An 18,801-nucleotide genomic window follows, 5' to 3' on the forward strand; every position below is an offset into this window, starting at 1 on the left:
GCGGACCGTCCGGGTTTTCGGGCGGTCCGTTTTATATGAGGAATATCTGGCCGCCGCTTGCTCTCGTACCGCAACGGCAAAACAATCCTCATACCATTGGCGATTATTGTGATTGCGATGTTTTTGGCGCGCCGGCGGTGGCGGCCAGCGGGTTAAGGATTTTCCAGTCCGCCACCTTTTCATTTATGATGCCGCTATTGACCATGCACTGGCGGATAAAGCCGCTTTGGCGCAGGGCAGTCAGGCCGTGATCAAGGGCCTTGATGAAGTTCTGCGCACCGGTCAGGCGGCGCGAGACCATGAAATGCTGGCTGTCTGGCAGGATCACCTTCACCCCGGGCATCGGATACAGGGTGATGTCCTCATATCGCCGCGCCAGGTCGGGTTCGGATGAGAACTCCAGCAAGGTAAAGTCAGCCCGTCCGGCATTAATCAGACTATATATTTGCAAGGTCGTGGGCGCACTAGTCAGGCTTTTGGGCGCAAGGTTTTCTAGTGCCTGCCAATCCAGTCGCCATGTGCGAATGGACACCGCCCGCATGTCATGCAGGTCGCTAATGCGCCTCTCACCATTGAGAATGAAGGCGTCCTGACTGACATAGACGCCTTTCTCAAACTCGCCCTTGCGCAGGATCGGGGCCGATTTCAGCAAATCCGGATCGGGATCGATATTGAATTCCCAGTCCGATTTTACATCGGCGAGACCATCACTGACCATCTTGCGGCTACGCTCTGAATTGGGCGACAGCACGGGTTTGACCTTGGCCTTGATCCCGCCGGTGGTCAGGGCTTCCTGCAGGATGGAATAGATGACAAGCGACGCGCTGCTCGGATGATCGGCAAGGCAGGATCGGCATGCGGAATCCGGATCAAGCTGACAGGCCAGCACATCATCAAACTCGCTCTCACGCACCGGGAGCCTGATTTCGAGCGGTTCAGCCGCATGAAGCGGGCCGTTGGCAAATAGCGTCAGCAGATAAAGCGCGAAGCTCAGGGCAAGACGGATGGGGGCTCGGGCCTGTTGGCGGGGAGAGCCGGTGTCGGGGCGCATTTTTGGGTTCGGCGGTGATTGTGTTTGGGGCGATCTTGCCGATATGTGAACGCACGGTCGTGATTGCATCCGTGGCGGGAGGATATTTTTGCGAACTGGTCTTTGAGCAAAGAAAAACACCCCGGCGCGCAAGGCTCGGGGTGTTTTCAAAAAAATTGAATAATCGCTGTGATTATTCAAAAAAATCACTCAGCGGCAACGGCTGTATTTTCGCCGCGCACCAGCGCCATGTAATCTTCCATCATGGTCTTGCAGACCTGGCCCGGGGTGAATTTGTACGGGCCGATTTCCGCAACCGGGGTAACTTCCGCCGCCGTCCCGGTCAGGAAGCATTCTTCGAAACCTTCCATTTCCTCGGGCATGATCGCGCGTTCGATGACTTCATAGCCACGCGCCTTGGCAAGGCCAATCACGGTGCGACGCGTGATGCCATCAAGGAAGCAATCGGGCTTCGGCGTATGGATCTGACCATCCTTGATGAAGAAGACGTTGGCACCGGTGGCTTCTGCCACCTGACCGCGGTAATCAAGCATCAGGGCATCGGCATAGCCTTTGCGTTCTGCTTCGTGCTTGGAGAGCGTGCAGATCATGTAAAGACCCGATGCCTTGGCATTGGTCGGTGCGGTGTTCGGAGCCGGACGGGCCCATTTCGACAGGTCAAGACGAATGCCCTTAAGGCGTTCTTCCGGTGCGAAATAGCTCGGCCATTCCCAGCAGGCAATCGCCACATTGATGCGCGTGGTCTGGGCGGAAACACCCATCATTTCACTGCCGCGCCAGGCAATACGGCGGATATAGCCTTCGGTAATGTTGTTGGCAGCGAGCGTCTCGATGACCGCGTCATCAAGTTCAGCTGCGCTGTAAGGGATTTTCATATCCAGGATTTCACCGGATTTGATCAGGCGTTCGCCATGTTCGGCCAGCTTGAAAACCTTGCCGTTATAGGACCGTTCGCCTTCAAATACCGCACTCCCGTAATGGACAGCATGGCTGAGCACATGCAAAGTGCTTTCACGCCACGGTTTAAGTTCGCCATTATACCAGATATAACCGTCGCGGTTATCAAAGGTCGGAGTTGTCATTTGCCAAATTCCATTTCAAGAACGTTCCTGGACGTAACTTTATGTCCTTATTTGTCTGGTCGAGGTAACATTCATAGATTAATGTGTCAATATAACTGACATAACGGATAAGCATGGCAGATATCTCTACACGCAAGGTCAACCCGCTTTTTCTGCGGGAAGAAGAACTTAGACAAGGCATTGAATTACTGTTCTATGCCTACCGTGATTTCACCGAAGTCGCGGACCAGATGCTTGCGCAATATAATTTCGGTCGCGCCCACCACCGGGTCATTTATTTCGTCAGTCGGAACCCCGGAATCACGGTCAGTGACCTGTTGTCGATTCTCAAGATCACCAAGCAGTCCCTGTCGCGTGTGCTGGGCCAATTGGTGCGCGAAGGTTTTATCGAACAAAAGACAGGTCTGCAGGACCGTCGCCAGCGTTTGCTGACCCTGACGGAAAAGGGCGAGGCGCTTGAACGCGAGCTGACCGAACAGCAGCGCGCCCTGATTGCCGCAGCCTATCGCGAGGCAGGCGCAGAATCGGTTGAGGGCTTCCGCAAGGTCATGCTGGGCATGATGGAAGAAAAGGACCGTAAACGGTTCGAGGATGATGGTCCCGGTGGCCTGCGCCGCCGGGCAGGATAAAGTTCAGGTAACGGGCAGGATAAAAAGCGCACTGCAAACGGATGGTCATATTTTTGACGTCCTTATCCTTACGCTTTTGAAAGATTTTGCAGCCAGATTGTTCTGCATAGATGTTGATCTAGGGAAAACCCGATGACCGGTGCTGATCAGCCACATATTCTTGTGGTCGATGATGATGACCGTTTGCGTGACCTTCTTACCCGCTATCTGGGGGAGAACGGCTTTAACGTGTCTGCGGCGCGCGATGCCGCCAATGCGCGTGCGAGCCTGTCGGGTTTGCAGTTTGATCTGATCGTGCTTGATGTTCTGATGCCCGGTGAAAAGGGTGTCGATCTGGCACGCAGCCTGCGCGAAGCCGGATCAAAGGTGCCGATCCTGTTACTCACCGCTCTTTCGGAAACCGAGGACCGCATTGCGGGCCTTGAGGCAGGTGTTGATGATTACCTTGCCAAGCCGTTTGAGCCACGTGAACTGGTGCTGCGGATCGAGGCGATCTTGCGCCGCTATGGTGAGTTACCCGAGGTGGAAACGTCGGCATCCGTGGAGGTGCCAGAAACCAGTGCATCGTTTGGTGCGTATCGCTTTGACCTGACGCGCATGATCCTGCAACGCGGGGAAGAGCATATCTATCTGACCACGGCTGAGCAGGCGTTGCTGAGCGCATTGGTCAAAAGGCGTGGACAAACAACATCGCGCGAGCAGCTTCACGGCATGATCAGCGGCAATGCCATTGATCCCGGGGCATCGCGCAGCATTGATGTGCAGGTTACCCGGCTTCGGCGCAAATTCGAAGAAGACCCCAAACAACCAAGATACTTGCAGACAGTACGTGGTCAGGGCTATGTCCTGTATACGGACTGACGAGTGCAATTCTGACCGACCATGACAACCGACAGGGACAAGCAGCGTGGGTAGCGAACAGAACGGACGGATCAAATCACTGATGCCGACGGGGCTTTTGGGCCGGTCGCTTCTGATCCTGATGACGCCGATGCTGCTGTTGCAGATCGTCACCGTCCTGATCTTCTTTGAACGGCACTGGGATACGGTGGCGCGCCAACTCAGCCGTGGTCTGGCTGGCGATGTGATCTTTGTGATCGATTATCTCGGCCAGTATCCGGATCCGGAACATTACGAGTGGATTCAGAACTCCGCCCGGGCGCGTATGGAGCTTGATCTGTTTTTCGAGCCCGATGCCATCCTTGAACGACAGATCACCGAGCCGCCTCTTGGCCTTGTATCCGAAGAACTGTTTGTCGCGCTGTCGGAGCGTCTGCAGCGTCCGTTCTACTTCGATCTTGATCTTGATGATCGCAAGCTTGAAATCCGGGTGCAGCTAAAAGACGGCGTGATGTCGATCATCGCGCCGCGCAAGCGTCTGTATAACTCCACGACCTATATCTTCTTCCTGTGGATCGCCGGTTCCGCACTGATCCTGTATGGGGTTGCGGTGATCTTCATGCGCAATCAGGTCCGTCCGATCCGGCGTCTGGCCAAGGCCGCCGACCAGTTCGGCCGCGGTGTGGATGTGGAGAACTTCAAACCCGAAGGGGCAGCTGAAGTTCGCATGGCAGCGACATCGTTCATGTCGATGCGTGATCGTATCGGGCGTCATTTGTCACAGCGCACAGCGCTGCTTGCCGGTGTGTCGCATGACTTGCGCACCCCCTTGACCCGCATGAAGCTTGAACTTGCCATGCAGCAAAGCTCGCCCGGTGTTGATGCCCTGAAACAGGATGTCATTGACATGGAGCGCATGGTTGATGCCTATCTGGCATTCGCGCGCGGTGAAGAGGGCGAGAAAGCTGTTCTGACCGATATTGGCAAGCTTCTGACCGATCAGGTTGGCGAGGCCTTGCGTGACGGGCAGCAGATTGATCTTCATATCGAAGACAGCCTTGAGATGGAGCTGCGCCCGCAATCGCTGAAACGCTGTGTGGCAAACATCATGTCCAATGCCGGGCGTTATGCCAACAATCTGTCGGTGCGTGCCGGACGGCGTGGACAGGATTACGAGATTGTCTTTGATGATGATGGCCCGGGTATCCCGGCTGACAAACGCGAAGAAGTCTTCAAGCCGTTTTACCGTCTGGAAGAATCGCGCAATCAGGCGACTGGTGGTGTTGGGCTGGGCATGACGATTGCGCGGGATTCAGCGCGTGGTCATGGCGGGGATGTCTATCTTGAAGATGCGCCGGGCGGTGGGCTTCGCGTGCGCCTGGTTCTGCCGATCGGGCATTAGGGACATTTACTCCTCGCCTGTGGAAGGGGACGCGTGATTTAGCGCATAGAGCGAGATTAGAAAGCTGCGGAATTACTCTTGGTGAGCAAGTTGCATGAATTTAGAAATGATCTAACTATTCGGCAGCTGCGTGTTAGGGACGTGGTGGATATATACCATCGGTCATGATTAACCAGTTAACGCCAAGTTGAGGTGGTATTGTTCCTATTTCGGCATCAGGTTGACCCGTCTGGTCTACAAAAATGGAACCTGAAGTTTCAGGAACCTTTGTCCAAAGGTCAAAAGCAGGGTCGGGAACCATTACATCAAGCAGATTTGTTTCAGCATAACCGTTTACTGATACGGACAAGTTACTGGTGTCGATACTAAAGCCGCTGCCATCAACTGTTTTTCCAGTAGCAGGAACATCGCCGGAAACCTTGACGGCCGCCCCTTTCACGTCATCGGGCGTCGGACCCGTATCAAACATATTCACAGGGCTGCCCCCAGCTGTCGCTTTGGCAAGAGAGCCATTCATCTGGGGAGCAGATAAATTGCCATTTGTCGTATTGACCGCTACGTAACCATCCAAGGTAACAGGTGTTGTGCCGATAACGGGAACAGTGCCGTTCACCGATGCATTTCCAGCGAAAGTGGTGCTAGAAATGTTCAGATTTGCATTTCCGGAAATTTTGCCATCAAAATTCGTTATTGTTCCATAGACTTGGCATATTTGTGAATCTGACGCGAATTTGCCTGTGTGTGTGTGTTGAGGTAATGGAACTGTCGAGCTTTCGGAGCCTCGAAGTTGGCCACGATATACATTGCTCAGGGTTGGTCCTTGACCCGCTCCGACAGCTGTTCTGCCACGCATATCCGGTATTCCAAAAGTGGTGCGGCCGTCTCCACCAAATGTGTCGCCAATAAGAGAAAACAGAGACGTATAATTAGCAATGGGAAGGATTTGGCCTTGGCAAAGTGCAGTATTGACTGGCGCAAAATTTGCTGCGGTGCAGCTCATGATTGCAGTATAGCTTTCAGGTCCCATTTTTAAGTACATCCAACCTATAGGTTAACCGGTCATTAGACGTAAGAAGTTACGATTTGTTCTTCATCCAGCGTAGTGACCAGTTCAGACTGTGCTGGCGACGCCCTGTATCAACAGAGACGACGAGGCTGTCTCCAGCCTGGACAGCAACGGGGGCTCCAACAGTGAAAATTCCGCACGACCAAGAGGCTCTTGTCTGGCCAGGATAGTTGACAATTTTAAGCGCCGGATCCAAGGCAGGCATCATATCAGCTTCAAACCACATCACAAACGATCTGATAATGCCGGGTCGATCAATAGTCAGATTGATCCTGAGTGGGTCAGCAGCCGGGACTTCTGTCAAGCCGACGGTGACGTCATCCAATATTGCTGGCGGCCCCAGCGGGATAAATTCAGTTTCCGGCATTCGGAAGGACATATTGTCATCACCGGGAAGGGCTTTCAGAACCGACCAGTCGAAATCGGCAATGGATAAACTGGAGTCTAGGGCGTGTGCCAAGTGGCTAAAGTCGGACGGGGCAATCATTGAGCGCACGGAGTGAGGAACTGCAATGCCATCAAGCTTAAGGTTGTTGCGGGCGAAAGCGCCGGCCAAATTCTGAATTTGTTCGTCTACACCCGTCGTTCCCATCGTCTCGGTAACCAGAATGTCGACTTTCTCGGGTAGACGAATTGTCTCGGCGTCGTCGACTAAAACATCGATCTTGTCGCTATATCCGTTGGCTGCGATGTTCTTGCGTGCGAGCTCCGCTGCTTCAGGAACGCGCTCAATGGCATAGACTTTCCTTGCTCCGGCACGGGCCGCGAATAGCGCCAAAACCCCCATGCCCGTTCCCACGTCGGCCACAACGCTTTCTGGCGTGACGAGTTTTTCGATCGCTGTTCGATAGGCCTGCATACGCTGGTTATCTTGAAACATATTGCTGAATGCGTTTGCATGGCCGTGCAATGACATAGCACTTCTCTGTGCCGAGAAATTCATTGTTACCTCTCGCGGATCATCTGCTGTCCTATTTGTACAATCGTATTTTATATCATGTATCAAATAAATAAATTTCAACGATTTACGCTGAAGAGGGTATGTTAGAAGAAGGTCGCGATTTCCGAGAGGTCCTTTTTCTCGGTCGCGTGGGCAGGGATGGTGGCATCTGACGCCGGGTAGCCTGTGACCAAAAGGATGTAGGGCTTGTTGTGGTCCGGGCGGCCGCAAATGTCGGTCAGGAAGCTCATCGGATTTGGCGTATGCGTAAGTGTGGCGAGCCCCGCACGGTGGAGGGCAGCGATCAGGAAGCCTGTCGCGATCGAAACCGATTCCGGCACATAGTAGTTCTTGCGCAGCTTGCCGTCGGCGGACGTGCTTTTGCGTTCACCAAAAATGCAAATGAGCCACGGGGCGGTTTCCAGAAACGGCTTGCTGTCATCTGTGCCAAGCGGTTTAAGCGCATCCAGCCACTCCTCGCCCGCGCGGCCTTCGTAAAAGGCGCGTTCTTCTTCCTCTGCCGCTACGCGGATCTTGCGCTTCATCGCTGGATCGCCAATCACCGAGAAATGCCAGGGTTGATGGTTGGCACCGTTGGGTGCCGTCCCCGCCGCACGAATGCAGGTTTCGATGATGTCGCGCGGGACCGGGCGATCCGAGAAATCACGGACGGTATGGCGGGTTTTGATGTCGTCATAGAAGCCTTGCGCCCGCGCACGCATCTGGGCGACGTCATATTCCTGATAATCGGGCAGGGGGATGGGAACGAAATCGGTGGTCAGGGATTTGGTGGACGACATGGCGCTTCCTGAATTTTCTTGGTGTTTGTGATGGCCCGATCTTATGGAGCATCAAAGGGCCCAGCAAGGGCAAAGGCCCAGTGACACAGAGTTGTGAAAGGCGGTTGGCCGTGATTGATTCGGACAGACATTCATTGCGATGTGTCATTGCACAAAGTCGCACACAAGCCTATCAAACCGGCAGTGAGGCGGAGCTTCCGCGGTGCCACTGTCTTGCGACACAGGCTTTGGGTAGAGGTTCTATTTCACACTAAATACACAGACAATTATGTAATTTACACAAAATGACAATAAATTTGGATTGTTTTCTTGCGATATACGTTTGATTGATGTTAAATCGCGGCAACTTGGCATGGAATGCGTGCCGGGATATATACTCCGTGTTTCCCGCCACGGTTCCACACACAGACAGACGAAACGGATTGATGTAGCGTTATGGCCAGCAACTTAAACGAAGAAACCGTCACTTATGTCCATCATTGGACTGACACCCTCTTCACGTTCAAAACCACCCGTGATCCGGGCTTCCGATTCATCAATGGTCAGTTTGCAATGATCGGCCTCGAAGTTGAAGGCAAGCCGCTTCTGCGCGCCTACTCGATGGTCAGTGCAAACTATGACGAAGAACTTGAATTCTTCTCGATCAAGGTTCCGAACGGACCGCTTACGTCGCGTTTGCAGCATATCAAGGTTGGCGACAAGATCCTGGTCGGGCGCAAGCCGACCGGTACCCTGATCCATGACAACCTTCTGCCGGGCAAGAACCTTTGGCTGCTGTCGACCGGTACGGGCCTTGCGCCGTTCATGAGCGTGATCCGCGATTACGAAACCTATGAGCGCTATGAGAAGGTGATCCTTGTTCATGGCTGCCGCGAAGTGCGTGAGCTGGCCTATCAGGAATTCATCCATAGCGAACTGCCCCATAACGAGTTCTTTGGCGAGGAAGTGCAGAACAAGCTTCTGTATTACCCGACCGTAACCCGTGAAGAGTTCAAGCATCAGGGCCGTATCACCGAACTGATGGAATCGGGCAAGCTTTACGAAGACCTTGGTCTGGAAAAGCCGACGCTGGAAAATGATCGCTTCATGCTGTGTGGCAATCCGCAGATGATCGCCGATACCCGTCAGATGCTTCTTGATTGGGGTGGAAAGGAAGGCAACATGAACGAGCCGGGCCACTTCGTAATTGAAAAGGCTTTTGTCGAAAAATAAGGCTTTGGCGATTATTTGACAGGAATTTCAAGGCAGTACCCGCTGGGTGCTGCCTTTTCTTATGCCTGCTTTTCGGGGAATTGGAATGATTATAAGGCTCCCCATTTGGGGATATTTATAGTTGAAATCCTGAAGTAGTTTGCGCCCCATCGCGTCAGGTTTCGAAGTTGTGAAAGTCCTGATGCACTGTGAAGGGAAATCACAATGGGCTTTTGCAACTTCTTCAAACGTTCCGATGCGCCGGCTGCTGCAATGACCCTTAACGCGCTTGAGCAGTCGCTCGCGGTTATTGAATTCGATCTGCAGGGAAAAGTCCTGCGCGCAAACAAGAATTTCCTGAGTGTCATGGGCTATGAGCTTTCCGAAATCGTCGGCAAGCATCACAGTCTTTTCGTGCCCGAAGAAATTCGTAAAAGTCCTGACTACGATGCCTTCTGGGCTGACTTGCGCCAGGGATTTTTCAAAAGTGCTGCTTTCCCGCGCATCACCAAAACCGGTAAGCGCGTTTGGATTGAAGCGACCTATAACCCGGTGCGCGATAGCAAGGGCAAGGTTTCAAAGATCGTCAAATTTGCATCCGACATTACCAAGCGTCAGGAAACGCTTGCCGATTTCGAAGGCAAGATCAATGCGATCAACCGCAGTCAGGCCGTGATCGAATTTGATCTCAATGGCAATATCCTTGATGCAAACGACAACTTCCTGTCGGTGATGGGCTATCACTTGTCGGAAATCGTTGGCAAACATCACCGCATGTTCGTTGAGCCGAGCTATGCCGCAAGTCGGGACTATGCCGATTTCTGGCGGGAGCTCGGCAAGGGGAACTTTGTATCTCAGCAGTTCAAGCGCTTTGCCAAGGGCGGCAAGGAAATCTGGATCGAGGCATCCTATAACCCGATCTTTGATGCCAATGGCGTACCCTACAAGGTTGTCAAATATGCGATCGATATCACGGATCAGATCAATCTTCTGACGGATCTGAAGAAGATGATCGATACGAACTTTAGCGAAATCGATCAAAGCCTGAGCGAACTTGATCAGCGTTCTTCCCTTGCTTATTCGAGTTCCGAGGAAACGTCTTCGAACGTGCAAACTGTTGCATCGGCTGCAGAAGAGCTTGCTGCGTCTATTGCTGAAATCTCACGCAGCATGTCGGAAGCGCGTTCATCGACCGATCAGGTGTTTGAGAAATCCATCGCCGCCGGTGCGTCGACCGAGAAAATGAGCGAAGTGGTTACGGCCATGAGCAGCATCATCGATGTCATTCAGGGCATTGCCGGACAGATTAACTTGCTGGCACTGAATGCGACGATTGAATCGGCCCGCGCAGGTGAGGCAGGCAAAGGGTTTGCTGTTGTTGCCAATGAAGTCAAAAACCTTGCCAATCAGGTTGCCAAGGCAACCGAACAGATTACCAGCGAGATCGAAGGCGTGCAGGGCATTGCAGGTGAAGTCGCAGGCGTGCTGGGTTCGATCCGAATTGAAGTTGAAGACGTTTTGAATAACGTTACGACGATTTCCTCAGCTGTTGAGGAACAAAGTGCGGTGACCCAGCAGGTTTCCAGCAACATGCAGAGCATGGCGAATTCGGTCGAACAGTTTGCCAGCAGCGTGCAGTTTATTCGTGAAGCATCGTCTGTCGTGCTGGGCAGTGTCGGGCGCACCCGTGAAGCCGCATTGGTTCTTGCGCGCTAGGAATTTCGGCCCCCCTCGGTAATGCGGGTTGTTGAGTAAAGGAGGCAAGGTCGTTGAGCGACCTTGCCTCTTTTTATTTTCCGATATCTATACCAAAAAATATACATTGGTATATTATCCTCCCCAAATGGGGATGTCCGGTTGGCGGCGGAGTGAAGATACTCGGCGACACAAACAAGCCCTGTCTTCTTTCGTCTGATCCCGAATATCCGGAGCTACCCATGAACCTGATGACCTCCATGAGCGTTGAAACCAATAACGTGTTTGAGGACATGTCTGGTGTTGTCGATGCATCCTTTGCGGTGGCTGAGTTCGACCTTGATGGGAAGGTCATGCGGGTCAATGACAATTTCCTGGCGCTGACCGGCTATGACGAAGACGAAGTTCTTGGGCAGTATCACGCGAAGTTCATCTCAAACGATGTGGCCGAGGCACCGGAATATGGTCTGTGCTGGGCGGATCTGCGCGCAGGGAAAAACAAACGGGTTGTGTTGCCTTGGATCACCAAATCCGGCGAACGCAAATGGGTCGAAGAAACCGTTGGCCCGATACGCGACGCCAAGGGAACGGTCGTCCGGATTGTCCGGCTTGGCGTTGATGTTACCGCACGTCATGACAGTTTTGCCGATCTTCAGGGCAAGGTTGATGCGATTGAGCACAGCCAGGCCGTGATCGAGTTCGATCTTGCGGGCAACGTCCTGACCGCCAATTACAACTTTCTTGTCGCCATGGGCTACAGCCAGTCTGAAGTCGTCGGAAAGCATCACAGCATGTTTGTCGACCCGGAATATGCGGCAAGTAGCGAGTACCGCGCGTTCTGGCGGTCGCTTGCCAAGGGTAAAACCGCTGCGCGCCAGTTCAAACGCTTTGGCAAGGATGGCCGTGAGGTCTGGTTCGAAGCCAACTATAGCCCGGTTTTCGGTGCAGATGGCAATGTCTGCAAGATCGTCAAGTTTGCCACCGACATTACCGAGCAAATCCATTCGCTGGATGATCTGAAATCAACGCTTGAGAGCGGCTTTGAGGACGTGGATCAGAGCCTTTGCAAGTTTGATCAGAGCTATGGCGATGTATCCCAGTCATGCCGGCAGGCACAGGCGCATCTTGAAGTCAGCACGATGGTTGCCGGTCGACTTGTCAGCAGTGTTGATGAAACCGCCCAGCGCCTGAGTGAGCTTCGCACGGTTGCCGACCGTGCCTATGAACACGCAATTGAAGGGGATGGCGCGATTGTATCGCTGGAGCATGCCATTGATGTGCTGCGCGATTGTGCGCGCGATGACGCCGCCATCATCGAGCAGATCAATGTTCTGGAGAAATGTATTGGCGAAAGTGCACGCATTTCAACCGAGCTTCGTTCCGATCTTAAGGCGATGCTAAGCCGGGTTGCTGTGGTGTCGCTGGCGATTGACGAGCAAGGCCAGATTACCAATCAGGTCAGAAGCGAGATGCATGGAATCCAGACCGCGATCGAGACATCGCATGGGTCCTTTGACACCATGATCAAGGCATCCGAAGAGGTGGCTATGGCCGTTGGTCAGACGCGCGAAGCGTCGGTGGTTTTGGCGCGCTAACCCTGCCGGGAGCGTGACACGAGCGGGATTGGGGCGGGTATCGCAACGACGATATCCGCCCTTTTCCTTTTTGGGAAACCCCGGATCAGAACAGGCGCGAGCCGTTCGGGACATCCTGATCCGGGCGGATCAGAACAATGCCCTTGTCGTCATCAGCATCGGGGAAGCCGAGGCAGAGGAATTCCGACATGAAGGGGCCGACCTGCTTTTTAGGGAAATTGACCACACCCGCAACCTGACGGCCGATCAGCTTTTCGGGCGTGTAATGCTTGGTGATCTGGGCGGATGTTTTCTTGGTGCCGATCTCTGGCCCGAAATCGACCCAGAGTTTGAGGGCGGGGCGGCGGGCCTCTGGGAATTCCTGGGCGTCAATGACGGTCCCGACGCGGATATCGACTTTCAGAAAATCATCAAAACTGATTTCGTCACTCATGACTGTCTCCTTGTGATGGGAGCAGCTTAGTAACTTCGTTTGGTTGTGATAAGCCCAAACCATCTGAGGAACATGAATTCCGGAGTTTGAGCAAAAAGAGCAGCCAGAAGGCCGACCGACAAAGAAAAATGGCAGGACCCAAAGGCCCTGCCATCAAGTAGATTACGGGAATTTAACAGCCAAAGCTGTTACTTCGAAGCTGCGGTCTTTTCGATAGCAGCTTTGAATTCGTCAAGGGATTCGGTAAAGCGAGCCTGCAGAAGGGTCAGAGCCTCTTCCTGGGACTTGGTTACCAGACCAGACAGTTCCTTGGCGTTTGCAAGAGCTTCTTCGTAAGCAGCTTTTGCAGCTTCGGTCTGTTTTGCAGCCGAAGCCATCGGGTCGTCAGCAGAAGTAGCAGCGAAATCTTTGCCCTGGGTCTGAACTTTATCCAGCAGCGTTTTGAAGATTTCACTCTGGCGCTGAGCGACAGCCTGGAAACCGTCGAAGGCCACCTTGTTGGCTTTGGTGAGGGCTTCCACGTTTTTACGCTGGAAAGCCATCATTTCGTTCACGTCTACACCCGGGATTTTGAAGTCCGCAGTGTATTTGGTGAAGTCGAGGTCAAAGAACGGGTTGGTTGCCTTTTTTGCGGCGGTCATGGTTTGCACTCCATTAATTTGCAACAGGTATGGAATGAGGCGCTATTGTGCGCCGCACAAATTCAACTGCAATATGAAGGAATGACCGCTTGTCGTCAAGTGTTATTTTGCACTGCACAATAGCTTTAGGGTTAATGTTTTGTGTCGGTAAAATAACCTTGGGTAGTGTCGTGATTTTTATACGTTAGATCAGGGAATTAGCCGTTCGCTGCTGGTGACGCGCCCTGATCGGACGTGCTGTCAGACGGGGAGTTTTCGCCCGCACTCGTCGATTTTTTCAAAGAAAAATTCCGACAGCGTTTGGTGATTTTACCACAAATCGAGGATGCCTTGCCGAATCCTTTTTCAACCCGGCGGTCCCAACCGGCAGCCTTGGAAAGCTCGCGATCAAGATAGGCCATGGTCGGGCCGAAATCCGTACTGTCATCATCAAGCCAGTGCTTGAAGGTTTTGGCATAAACCGCGGTCAGGCCGGCAACCCGCATGCTGCCATGCAGGCCGGATGTCTGAAAACCGGCGGCCTCCAGCATCCAGCGCATAGCACCAAAATGGGTTTTGATCGCACGCAGCCCATCGGCCGGGCCAAGGTCGCCACCAGCATTGATGATGGAGCGAAGTGCGCTTCGATGGTCCGCAAGAATATCAAACCGCGCCATGATGACGGCGATTAGGCGATCATGACCGGGTTCATTGAAATCTTCCGACTCCAGATCGGCAAGAACTTCGCGGTCGACCCGCTTGACGAAGCGACGCAGAATATCGGCCTTGCTGCTGCAATGATCGTAGCAATCGGCAACCGTTACGCCGGCCTCGTTTGCGATATCGATCATGGTGACGTCATGCCAATCGCGTTCTGCGGCCAGTTTCAGGGCCGCATCAATCAGAAGATTGGGGATGTCCTTTTTGGATGGCATGACGTGCTCCTTGGGTTGGGTGTTCCGGGTTCCGGTGGGCTTGGTTTAGCCCGCCAGTTCCTTTGACCGGTCACGGGCGGCGGCGACCGCGCGGGTCATCAGTTCCGGCAGTCCGGTTTTCTGATCCATCAGAACATTAAGGGCGGCCGCCGTGGTGCCGCCCGGGCTTGTGACATTTTCACGAAGGGTGGCGGCGGTTTCTTCGCTGGCATCAAGCAGGAAGCCAGCACCAACCACGGTCTGACGCGCAAGCATCATGGCCTGATCAGCAGGAAGGCCAGCAGCCTCGCCAGCCTGTGCCATGGCTTCGACCAGATGGAAGATATAGGCAGGCCCGCTGCCCGACAGGCCGGTGACGGCATCCATCAGGCTTTCGTCCTCAACCCAGGACACCATGCCGACGGCCTCAAGCAGGGTCTGGCACATGTCGCGCTGGGCGATGCTGACATTCTCAGTCGGGCACATCACGGTCATGCCGCGCGAGACGGCTGCTGGCGTGTTGGGCATGGAGCGGACAATACGCGCGGTCTCGCCAAGATGGCTTGTGAAAAACTCGATGGTTTTGCCAGCCGCAACCGACAGGAAGACGGTTTCGGCGCGGACCATCGGTTTATAGGCGTCAATCACATCGGGCAGGACCTGTGGCTTTACGGCAAACAGGATGACCTGCGGGATAAAGTCGGATCGCATGTCGGCAACATCGGTGATGCCATTGATGCCGTATTTCAACTCGAGCTGTTCGGCGGCTTCAGCCTGCTCGACGATAAAGACATTGGCGGCATCAAGCCCGCGGGCCAGCCAGCCTTCGAGCATTGCACTGCCCATCTTGCCACAGCCAACCAGCAAAAGACGCGTATTCATAAATTCAGCTCCGCTTTATCCATCGGGTTTGGTTGATCGTTTGGTTAATCATGGGGCGATCAACGCACATGATGCAATGCCGTAGCGATCTTCTCAAGGTGGGTCAAGTCAGTGCAGAGGGCAAGAGGGTAGTGAAAACCGCCCGTGTTTGCAGGGTATTAGCGTTGGTAAGGATGCTTTGGCTGGCAAGGGGCGGCTTTGCGGGATTTTGTGTCGTCAAAGGCGTTCGCAAAAGCCGGTTTGGGGGATTTGTATGGCTTTCAAAGCTGGCGGCAAGCGCCCAAAAAAAATCACCCGGAAATGACACAGGACGGCGATGAGGCCGTCCTTGGCAGGTGGGATGGGCTGATGTGATCAGGCCTGACCGGCGGGTTCGAGCATGGCGTGCATCAGTGCCTCGTCCGGGGTTTTTCCCTGACCCAGGACAAAGTTGAACGCCGGGAAGAAGCGTTCGCATTCCGAAAGTGCGATATCAATCAGCTCTTCGAATTGTTCGACCATCGGGGGCACGTCACCACCAAACAGCAGGGTGTGACGGAACAGCGGCATGTTTTCTTCGAGCCACAGCCCGAAATGCCCGATCCAGAGTTGCTCGTTACATTTGGCAACCAGTTCATAGATGCGCGGGCGCAGTGGTTCGGGCACGAACAGATCAAAGCAGCACGCAATGTGAAGTGCCTCGGCATCTTCACGCCAGGTGAAATAGACCAGATAGGTGCACCAGTGTGCTGGAATTTCGACCACAATCTCGTCCGAGCTGCGGCGTTCCAGATGCCACTGGTTGGTGCGGGCGATATCCTCGACCAGAATCAGCGGGTTTTCGTCGCCGATGTCGCCGATATCTTCCATTTGGTCGTTCATCTATACCCAGCCTGTTCAAGCATATGCGAAAGGGCGCGCACTATATGCCGGAGAACGCTTTGTTTCAACCGTCGCTACGCGCAGGACTGCAATGAATATTCGCATCAAGGTTACCTTGCGGTTTTCATTGACCGCAAAGCCTGCCTGCTTGTGACGGCAAATAAGGCCGCGGGGGTCGTTAAACACCTGCGACCTTATTCCTATGTGGGGATGATTTGCCCGGTCAGGCGTCTTTTTTTGCCGCAGTTTTCGGGGCTGCCTTGGCGGTGTTGCTTTTGGCCGCCGGTTTCTTGGCTGGTGCGGCAGTATCAAGACGCGTTTCGAGATCAGCGATCTTGGCTTCGAGTGCGTCGATGCGCTCGGCGGCACGGATCGCGACATCATGGACGACGTCATATTCCTCGCGGGTGACCAGATCCATGTTCATCAGGATCTTTTCGAACTGCTGGCGGATCATGGCATCTACTTCGCCTTTGACACCGGTCATGGTGCCCAATGCGGAATTGGTGACACGGGTCAGGTCATCGAGAATGCGGTTGTTGATCTGCATAATGGTCTCCGGCTTTCTGGATCAAGGTGCTGGGCATAATATGGGTCTTGGGCGTGCAAGGGCAAGCGGCACGTCACAAGCTTGGTGTGACGATATCTTTATTTTGGTTTGCTTTTCTTGCTCCAGATCAGGGGCGGTCTTATAAAGTGTCGTCAAAACGTGATCCGTCGTCCTTTCCCGTTGCGGGCAGGGCGGCCTCGTCAGGAGAATGCAATGCTTATCGTCACCGGTGGTGCCGGGTTTATCGGTTCCAATATTGTTGCGGCCCTTGAAGAACGTGGCGAAACCGACATCGTTGTCGTCGATCGCCTGCGCGATGGCATCAAATGGAAAAACATCGCCAAGCGGAACCTGCGCGACATTGTCCATCCCGACGAATTGCCTGCCTTCCTTGAACAGCATGCCGGCGATGTCGAGGCGATTTTCCATATGGGCGCGATTTCCGCGACCACGGAAACCGATGCCGACAAGATCGTTGCCAACAACCTGAAACTGACGACCTGGCTTTGGGAATGGTGTTCGCGCCATTCATCGCGCCTGATCTATGCATCCTCGGCAGCCACTTACGGCGATGGCAAGCAGGGCTTTGATGACAGCTTTGACGAAGCCGATATGGCGAAACTGGCACCGCTGAATGCCTATGGCTGGTCCAAGCATGCGACCGACCGCCGGTTCCGCCGCATCCTTGATCAGAACGGTTTCCGTCCGAAACAGTGGGCGGGTCTGAAGTTCTTTAACGTCTATGGCCCGAACGAATACCACAAGGGCGGCATGCGTTCCGTGGTGTCACAGCTGTTTGACAAACTTTCAGCGGGCGAGACCGCAACCCTGTTCAAGTCGCATCATCCCGACTACGAAGATGGCGGGCAGCTGCGTGACTTTGTCTGGGTTGGTGATGTTGTCGATATCATCATGTGGCTTTATGACAACCCGAATGTCAGCGACCTGTTCAATATCGGAACCGGCAAGGCGCGCAGCTTCAAGGATCTGGCACTGGCGGTGTTTGCCGCCATGGGTAAGGAACCCGATATCAAGTTCGTGCCCACCCCGGAATCGATCCGCGACAAGTACCAGTATTTCACCGAAGCCAATATGACAAAGCTGCGCAAGGCGGGTTATGGCAAGGAAATGACGTCGCTTGAAGACGGGGTGCGGTCCTATGTGCAGGATTATCTTGCGAACGAGGATGCGTTCCGCTGATGTGAGCCGCACGGGATCGGGCGGCTTGCCATGATGCTGCCCAACTCCTTTGCGACTTCAGCACCACACGCCCATCAACACCCAATTGCTGATCCGGAGTTTTCCAGATGCTGAGCCTTGCCTTTCCGGCGATAGACCCGATTGCGATTTCCATCGGCCCGATTGCCATTCGCTGGTATGCGCTGGCCTATATTGCCGGTCTGCTGCTGGGCTGGAAATATGTGGTTTATTACTGCACCAAAACACCGAACATCATGAGCAAGCGCGATGTTGATGACTTGCTGTTCTGGGCGACGCTGGGTGTGATTCTCGGCGGGCGGTTGGGCTATATCCTGTTTTACAATCTGGATTATTACCTTGATAACCCGGCCAATATCCTGAAGGTCTGGCAGGGCGGCATGGCGTTCCATGGCGGGTTCATGGGCGTGATCCTTGCGATCATTCTGTTTGCCAGAAAGCGCGGGATTTCGATCCTTGCCGTGCTCGATGCCGCCGCTGTTGCAACCCCGATCGGTCTGTTCTTTGGCCGGATTGCCAATTTCATCAATGGCGAGCTTTATGGTCGCACGACCGACGTTGCCTGGGGCATGGTATTCCCCAATGGCGGACCGGAACCGCGCCATCCAAGCCAGCTTTATGAAGCACTGCTTGAAGGGCTGATCCTGTTTGTTGTGCTGTTTATCCTGTCGCGCAATGCGTTTATCCGACATCGCCCGGGGATCCTTGGCGGCACGTTCGTTGCGGGCTATGGCATTTCGCGCATTATTGTCGAATTCTTCCGTCAGCCCGATGCCCAGCTGGGCTATCTGGCCGGCGGCATCACCATGGGTCAGATCCTGTCGATCCCGATGGTGCTGGTGGGCGCGGCATGCATTGTCTATGCACTGAAATCCAAGCCGATTGAAACCCGGATCCATCCCAAAGAAGCCGAAAACGCGTAACGTAAAGATGACTTCCGAGACCGACAGCCCGCTTTTGGCCCATATCAAGCGCCGGATCAATGTATCCGGGCCGATCACCATTGCCGATTTCATGACCGAGGCACTGGCC

General features: G+C 54.0%; 19 protein-coding genes. 8 read left to right on the forward strand and 11 right to left on the reverse strand.

All coding sequences use genetic code 11. From position 1 onward, the window contains the following. Nucleotides 1-103: 103 nt before the first annotated feature. Both CMO10_RS08220 and CMO10_RS08225 read right to left on the reverse strand, forming a co-directional pair. Nucleotides 104-1,051 carry a hypothetical protein gene (locus CMO10_RS08220; RefSeq protein ID WP_297020597.1) on the reverse strand — a complete coding sequence of 316 codons (948 nt, stop codon included), beginning with the start codon at nt 1,049-1,051 and terminating at the stop codon, nt 104-106. 185 nt (nt 1,052-1,236) lie between these two features. Continuing rightward, complete coding sequence (locus tag CMO10_RS08225; RefSeq protein WP_044827818.1) at nt 1,237-2,133, reverse strand: branched-chain amino acid aminotransferase; 897 nt, start codon at nt 2,131-2,133, stop codon at nt 1,237-1,239. 113 nt (nt 2,134-2,246) lie between these two features. Here CMO10_RS08225 and CMO10_RS08230 point away from each other — a divergent pair, with 113 nt between their 5' ends. The 3 genes from CMO10_RS08230 to CMO10_RS08240 all read left to right on the forward strand — a co-directional run bounded on the left by CMO10_RS08230 (nt 2,247) and on the right by CMO10_RS08240 (nt 5,004). Beyond that, the gene (locus tag CMO10_RS08230; RefSeq protein ID WP_044827819.1) at nt 2,247-2,762 is read left to right on the forward strand and encodes a MarR family winged helix-turn-helix transcriptional regulator; all 516 of its coding nucleotides are present in this window, start codon (nt 2,247-2,249) and stop codon (nt 2,760-2,762) included. A 132-nt stretch (nt 2,763-2,894) separates the two neighbouring features. Next, the gene (locus CMO10_RS08235; protein WP_297020601.1) at nt 2,895-3,623 is read left to right on the forward strand and encodes a response regulator; all 729 of its coding nucleotides are present in this window, start codon (nt 2,895-2,897) and stop codon (nt 3,621-3,623) included. 46 nt (nt 3,624-3,669) lie between these two features. Next, on the forward strand, nt 3,670-5,004 hold the full coding sequence (locus CMO10_RS08240; protein WP_297020603.1) for an ATP-binding protein: 1,335 nt from the start codon (nt 3,670-3,672) through the stop codon (nt 5,002-5,004). A 133-nt stretch (nt 5,005-5,137) separates the two neighbouring features. Here the strand turns inward: CMO10_RS08240 and CMO10_RS08245 are convergent, their stop codons facing one another. The 3 genes from CMO10_RS08245 to CMO10_RS08255 all read right to left on the reverse strand — a co-directional run bounded on the left by CMO10_RS08245 (nt 5,138) and on the right by CMO10_RS08255 (nt 7,810). Then, nucleotides 5,138-6,031 (reverse strand): phage tail protein, encoded by an 894-nt coding sequence (locus tag CMO10_RS08245; RefSeq protein WP_297020606.1) that lies wholly within the window; start codon nt 6,029-6,031, stop codon nt 5,138-5,140. A 49-nt stretch (nt 6,032-6,080) separates the two neighbouring features. Continuing rightward, nucleotides 6,081-6,986, reverse strand: a complete 906-nt coding sequence (locus CMO10_RS08250; RefSeq protein WP_297020609.1) for a 50S ribosomal protein L11 methyltransferase — start codon at nt 6,984-6,986, stop codon at nt 6,081-6,083. Between the two features lie 128 nt (nt 6,987-7,114). After that, complete coding sequence (locus CMO10_RS08255) at nt 7,115-7,810, reverse strand: nitroreductase family protein (RefSeq protein WP_297020611.1); 696 nt, start codon at nt 7,808-7,810, stop codon at nt 7,115-7,117. 435 nt (nt 7,811-8,245) lie between these two features. Here CMO10_RS08255 and CMO10_RS08260 point away from each other — a divergent pair, with 435 nt between their 5' ends. From CMO10_RS08260 to CMO10_RS08270, 3 genes are all read left to right on the forward strand, one after another. Beyond that, a complete protein-coding gene (locus tag CMO10_RS08260) occupies nt 8,246-9,022 on the forward strand; it encodes a ferredoxin--NADP reductase (protein ID WP_044827822.1) in 777 nt (258 codons plus the stop codon). 204 nt (nt 9,023-9,226) lie between these two features. Then, nucleotides 9,227-10,717, forward strand: coding sequence for a methyl-accepting chemotaxis protein (locus CMO10_RS08265; RefSeq protein ID WP_297020614.1), 1,491 nt, complete (start codon nt 9,227-9,229; stop codon nt 10,715-10,717). 221 nt (nt 10,718-10,938) lie between these two features. Continuing rightward, the gene (locus CMO10_RS08270; RefSeq protein ID WP_297020617.1) at nt 10,939-12,291 is read left to right on the forward strand and encodes a PAS domain-containing protein; all 1,353 of its coding nucleotides are present in this window, start codon (nt 10,939-10,941) and stop codon (nt 12,289-12,291) included. Between the two features lie 85 nt (nt 12,292-12,376). Here the strand turns inward: CMO10_RS08270 and CMO10_RS08275 are convergent, their stop codons facing one another. From CMO10_RS08275 to CMO10_RS08300, 6 genes are all read right to left on the reverse strand, one after another. Continuing rightward, complete coding sequence (locus tag CMO10_RS08275; RefSeq protein WP_297020619.1) at nt 12,377-12,724, reverse strand: tRNA-binding protein; 348 nt, start codon at nt 12,722-12,724, stop codon at nt 12,377-12,379. 188 nt (nt 12,725-12,912) lie between these two features. Then, nucleotides 12,913-13,365 carry a phasin family protein gene (locus CMO10_RS08280; RefSeq protein WP_044827824.1) on the reverse strand — a complete coding sequence of 151 codons (453 nt, stop codon included), beginning with the start codon at nt 13,363-13,365 and terminating at the stop codon, nt 12,913-12,915. Nucleotides 13,366-13,562: 197 nt separating this feature from the next. Then, on the reverse strand, nt 13,563-14,279 hold the full coding sequence (locus CMO10_RS08285; RefSeq protein WP_297020622.1) for a TetR family transcriptional regulator: 717 nt from the start codon (nt 14,277-14,279) through the stop codon (nt 13,563-13,565). A 45-nt stretch (nt 14,280-14,324) separates the two neighbouring features. Further along, a complete protein-coding gene (gene proC, locus CMO10_RS08290; protein WP_297020625.1) occupies nt 14,325-15,140 on the reverse strand; it encodes a pyrroline-5-carboxylate reductase in 816 nt (271 codons plus the stop codon). Between the two features lie 354 nt (nt 15,141-15,494). Next, the gene (locus CMO10_RS08295) at nt 15,495-16,001 is read right to left on the reverse strand and encodes a type III secretion system chaperone family protein (protein WP_120224348.1); all 507 of its coding nucleotides are present in this window, start codon (nt 15,999-16,001) and stop codon (nt 15,495-15,497) included. Between the two features lie 223 nt (nt 16,002-16,224). Beyond that, a complete protein-coding gene (locus CMO10_RS08300; protein ID WP_297020628.1) occupies nt 16,225-16,551 on the reverse strand; it encodes an accessory factor UbiK family protein in 327 nt (108 codons plus the stop codon). 213 nt (nt 16,552-16,764) lie between these two features. Here CMO10_RS08300 and rfaD point away from each other — a divergent pair, with 213 nt between their 5' ends. Further along, nucleotides 16,765-17,751, forward strand: a complete 987-nt coding sequence (gene rfaD, locus CMO10_RS08305; RefSeq protein WP_297020630.1) for an ADP-glyceromanno-heptose 6-epimerase — start codon at nt 16,765-16,767, stop codon at nt 17,749-17,751. 107 nt (nt 17,752-17,858) lie between these two features. Continuing rightward, nucleotides 17,859-18,692, forward strand: a complete 834-nt coding sequence (lgt, locus tag CMO10_RS08310; protein ID WP_297020632.1) for a prolipoprotein diacylglyceryl transferase — start codon at nt 17,859-17,861, stop codon at nt 18,690-18,692. Nucleotides 18,693-18,801 lie beyond the last annotated feature (109 nt).

It is taken from the genome of Thalassospira sp. (genome assembly GCF_002709775.1).
In the GTDB taxonomy this organism is placed as follows: domain Bacteria; phylum Pseudomonadota; class Alphaproteobacteria; order Rhodospirillales; family Thalassospiraceae; genus Thalassospira.

What these genes read in the sequence shown, in the direction of transcription:
- CMO10_RS08230 (WP_044827819.1), top strand. Translation starts at nt 2,247, where the DNA reads ATGGCAGATATCTCTACACGCAAGGTCAACCCGCTTTTTCTGCGGGAA.
- CMO10_RS08220 (WP_297020597.1), bottom strand. Translation starts at nt 1,051, where the DNA reads ATGCGCCCCGACACCGGCTCTCCCCGCCAACAGGCCCGAGCCCCCATC.
- CMO10_RS08250 (WP_297020609.1), bottom strand. Translation starts at nt 6,986, where the DNA reads ATGTCATTGCACGGCCATGCAAACGCATTCAGCAATATGTTTCAAGAT.
- CMO10_RS08225 (WP_044827818.1), bottom strand. Translation starts at nt 2,133, where the DNA reads ATGACAACTCCGACCTTTGATAACCGCGACGGTTATATCTGGTATAAT.
- CMO10_RS08235 (WP_297020601.1), top strand. Translation starts at nt 2,895, where the DNA reads ATGACCGGTGCTGATCAGCCACATATTCTTGTGGTCGATGATGATGAC.
- CMO10_RS08300 (WP_297020628.1), bottom strand. Translation starts at nt 16,551, where the DNA reads ATGCAGATCAACAACCGCATTCTCGATGACCTGACCCGTGTCACCAAT.
- CMO10_RS08260 (WP_044827822.1), top strand. Translation starts at nt 8,246, where the DNA reads ATGGCCAGCAACTTAAACGAAGAAACCGTCACTTATGTCCATCATTGG.
- CMO10_RS08245 (WP_297020606.1), bottom strand. Translation starts at nt 6,031, where the DNA reads ATGGGACCTGAAAGCTATACTGCAATCATGAGCTGCACCGCAGCAAAT.
- CMO10_RS08255 (WP_297020611.1), bottom strand. Translation starts at nt 7,810, where the DNA reads ATGTCGTCCACCAAATCCCTGACCACCGATTTCGTTCCCATCCCCCTG.
- CMO10_RS08285 (WP_297020622.1), bottom strand. Translation starts at nt 14,279, where the DNA reads ATGCCATCCAAAAAGGACATCCCCAATCTTCTGATTGATGCGGCCCTG.
- lgt (WP_297020632.1), top strand. Translation starts at nt 17,859, where the DNA reads ATGCTGAGCCTTGCCTTTCCGGCGATAGACCCGATTGCGATTTCCATC.
- rfaD (WP_297020630.1), top strand. Translation starts at nt 16,765, where the DNA reads ATGCTTATCGTCACCGGTGGTGCCGGGTTTATCGGTTCCAATATTGTT.
- CMO10_RS08280 (WP_044827824.1), bottom strand. Translation starts at nt 13,365, where the DNA reads ATGACCGCCGCAAAAAAGGCAACCAACCCGTTCTTTGACCTCGACTTC.
- CMO10_RS08295 (WP_120224348.1), bottom strand. Translation starts at nt 16,001, where the DNA reads ATGAACGACCAAATGGAAGATATCGGCGACATCGGCGACGAAAACCCG.
- CMO10_RS08275 (WP_297020619.1), bottom strand. Translation starts at nt 12,724, where the DNA reads ATGAGTGACGAAATCAGTTTTGATGATTTTCTGAAAGTCGATATCCGC.
- CMO10_RS08265 (WP_297020614.1), top strand. Translation starts at nt 9,227, where the DNA reads ATGGGCTTTTGCAACTTCTTCAAACGTTCCGATGCGCCGGCTGCTGCA.
- CMO10_RS08270 (WP_297020617.1), top strand. Translation starts at nt 10,939, where the DNA reads ATGAACCTGATGACCTCCATGAGCGTTGAAACCAATAACGTGTTTGAG.
- proC (WP_297020625.1), bottom strand. Translation starts at nt 15,140, where the DNA reads ATGAATACGCGTCTTTTGCTGGTTGGCTGTGGCAAGATGGGCAGTGCA.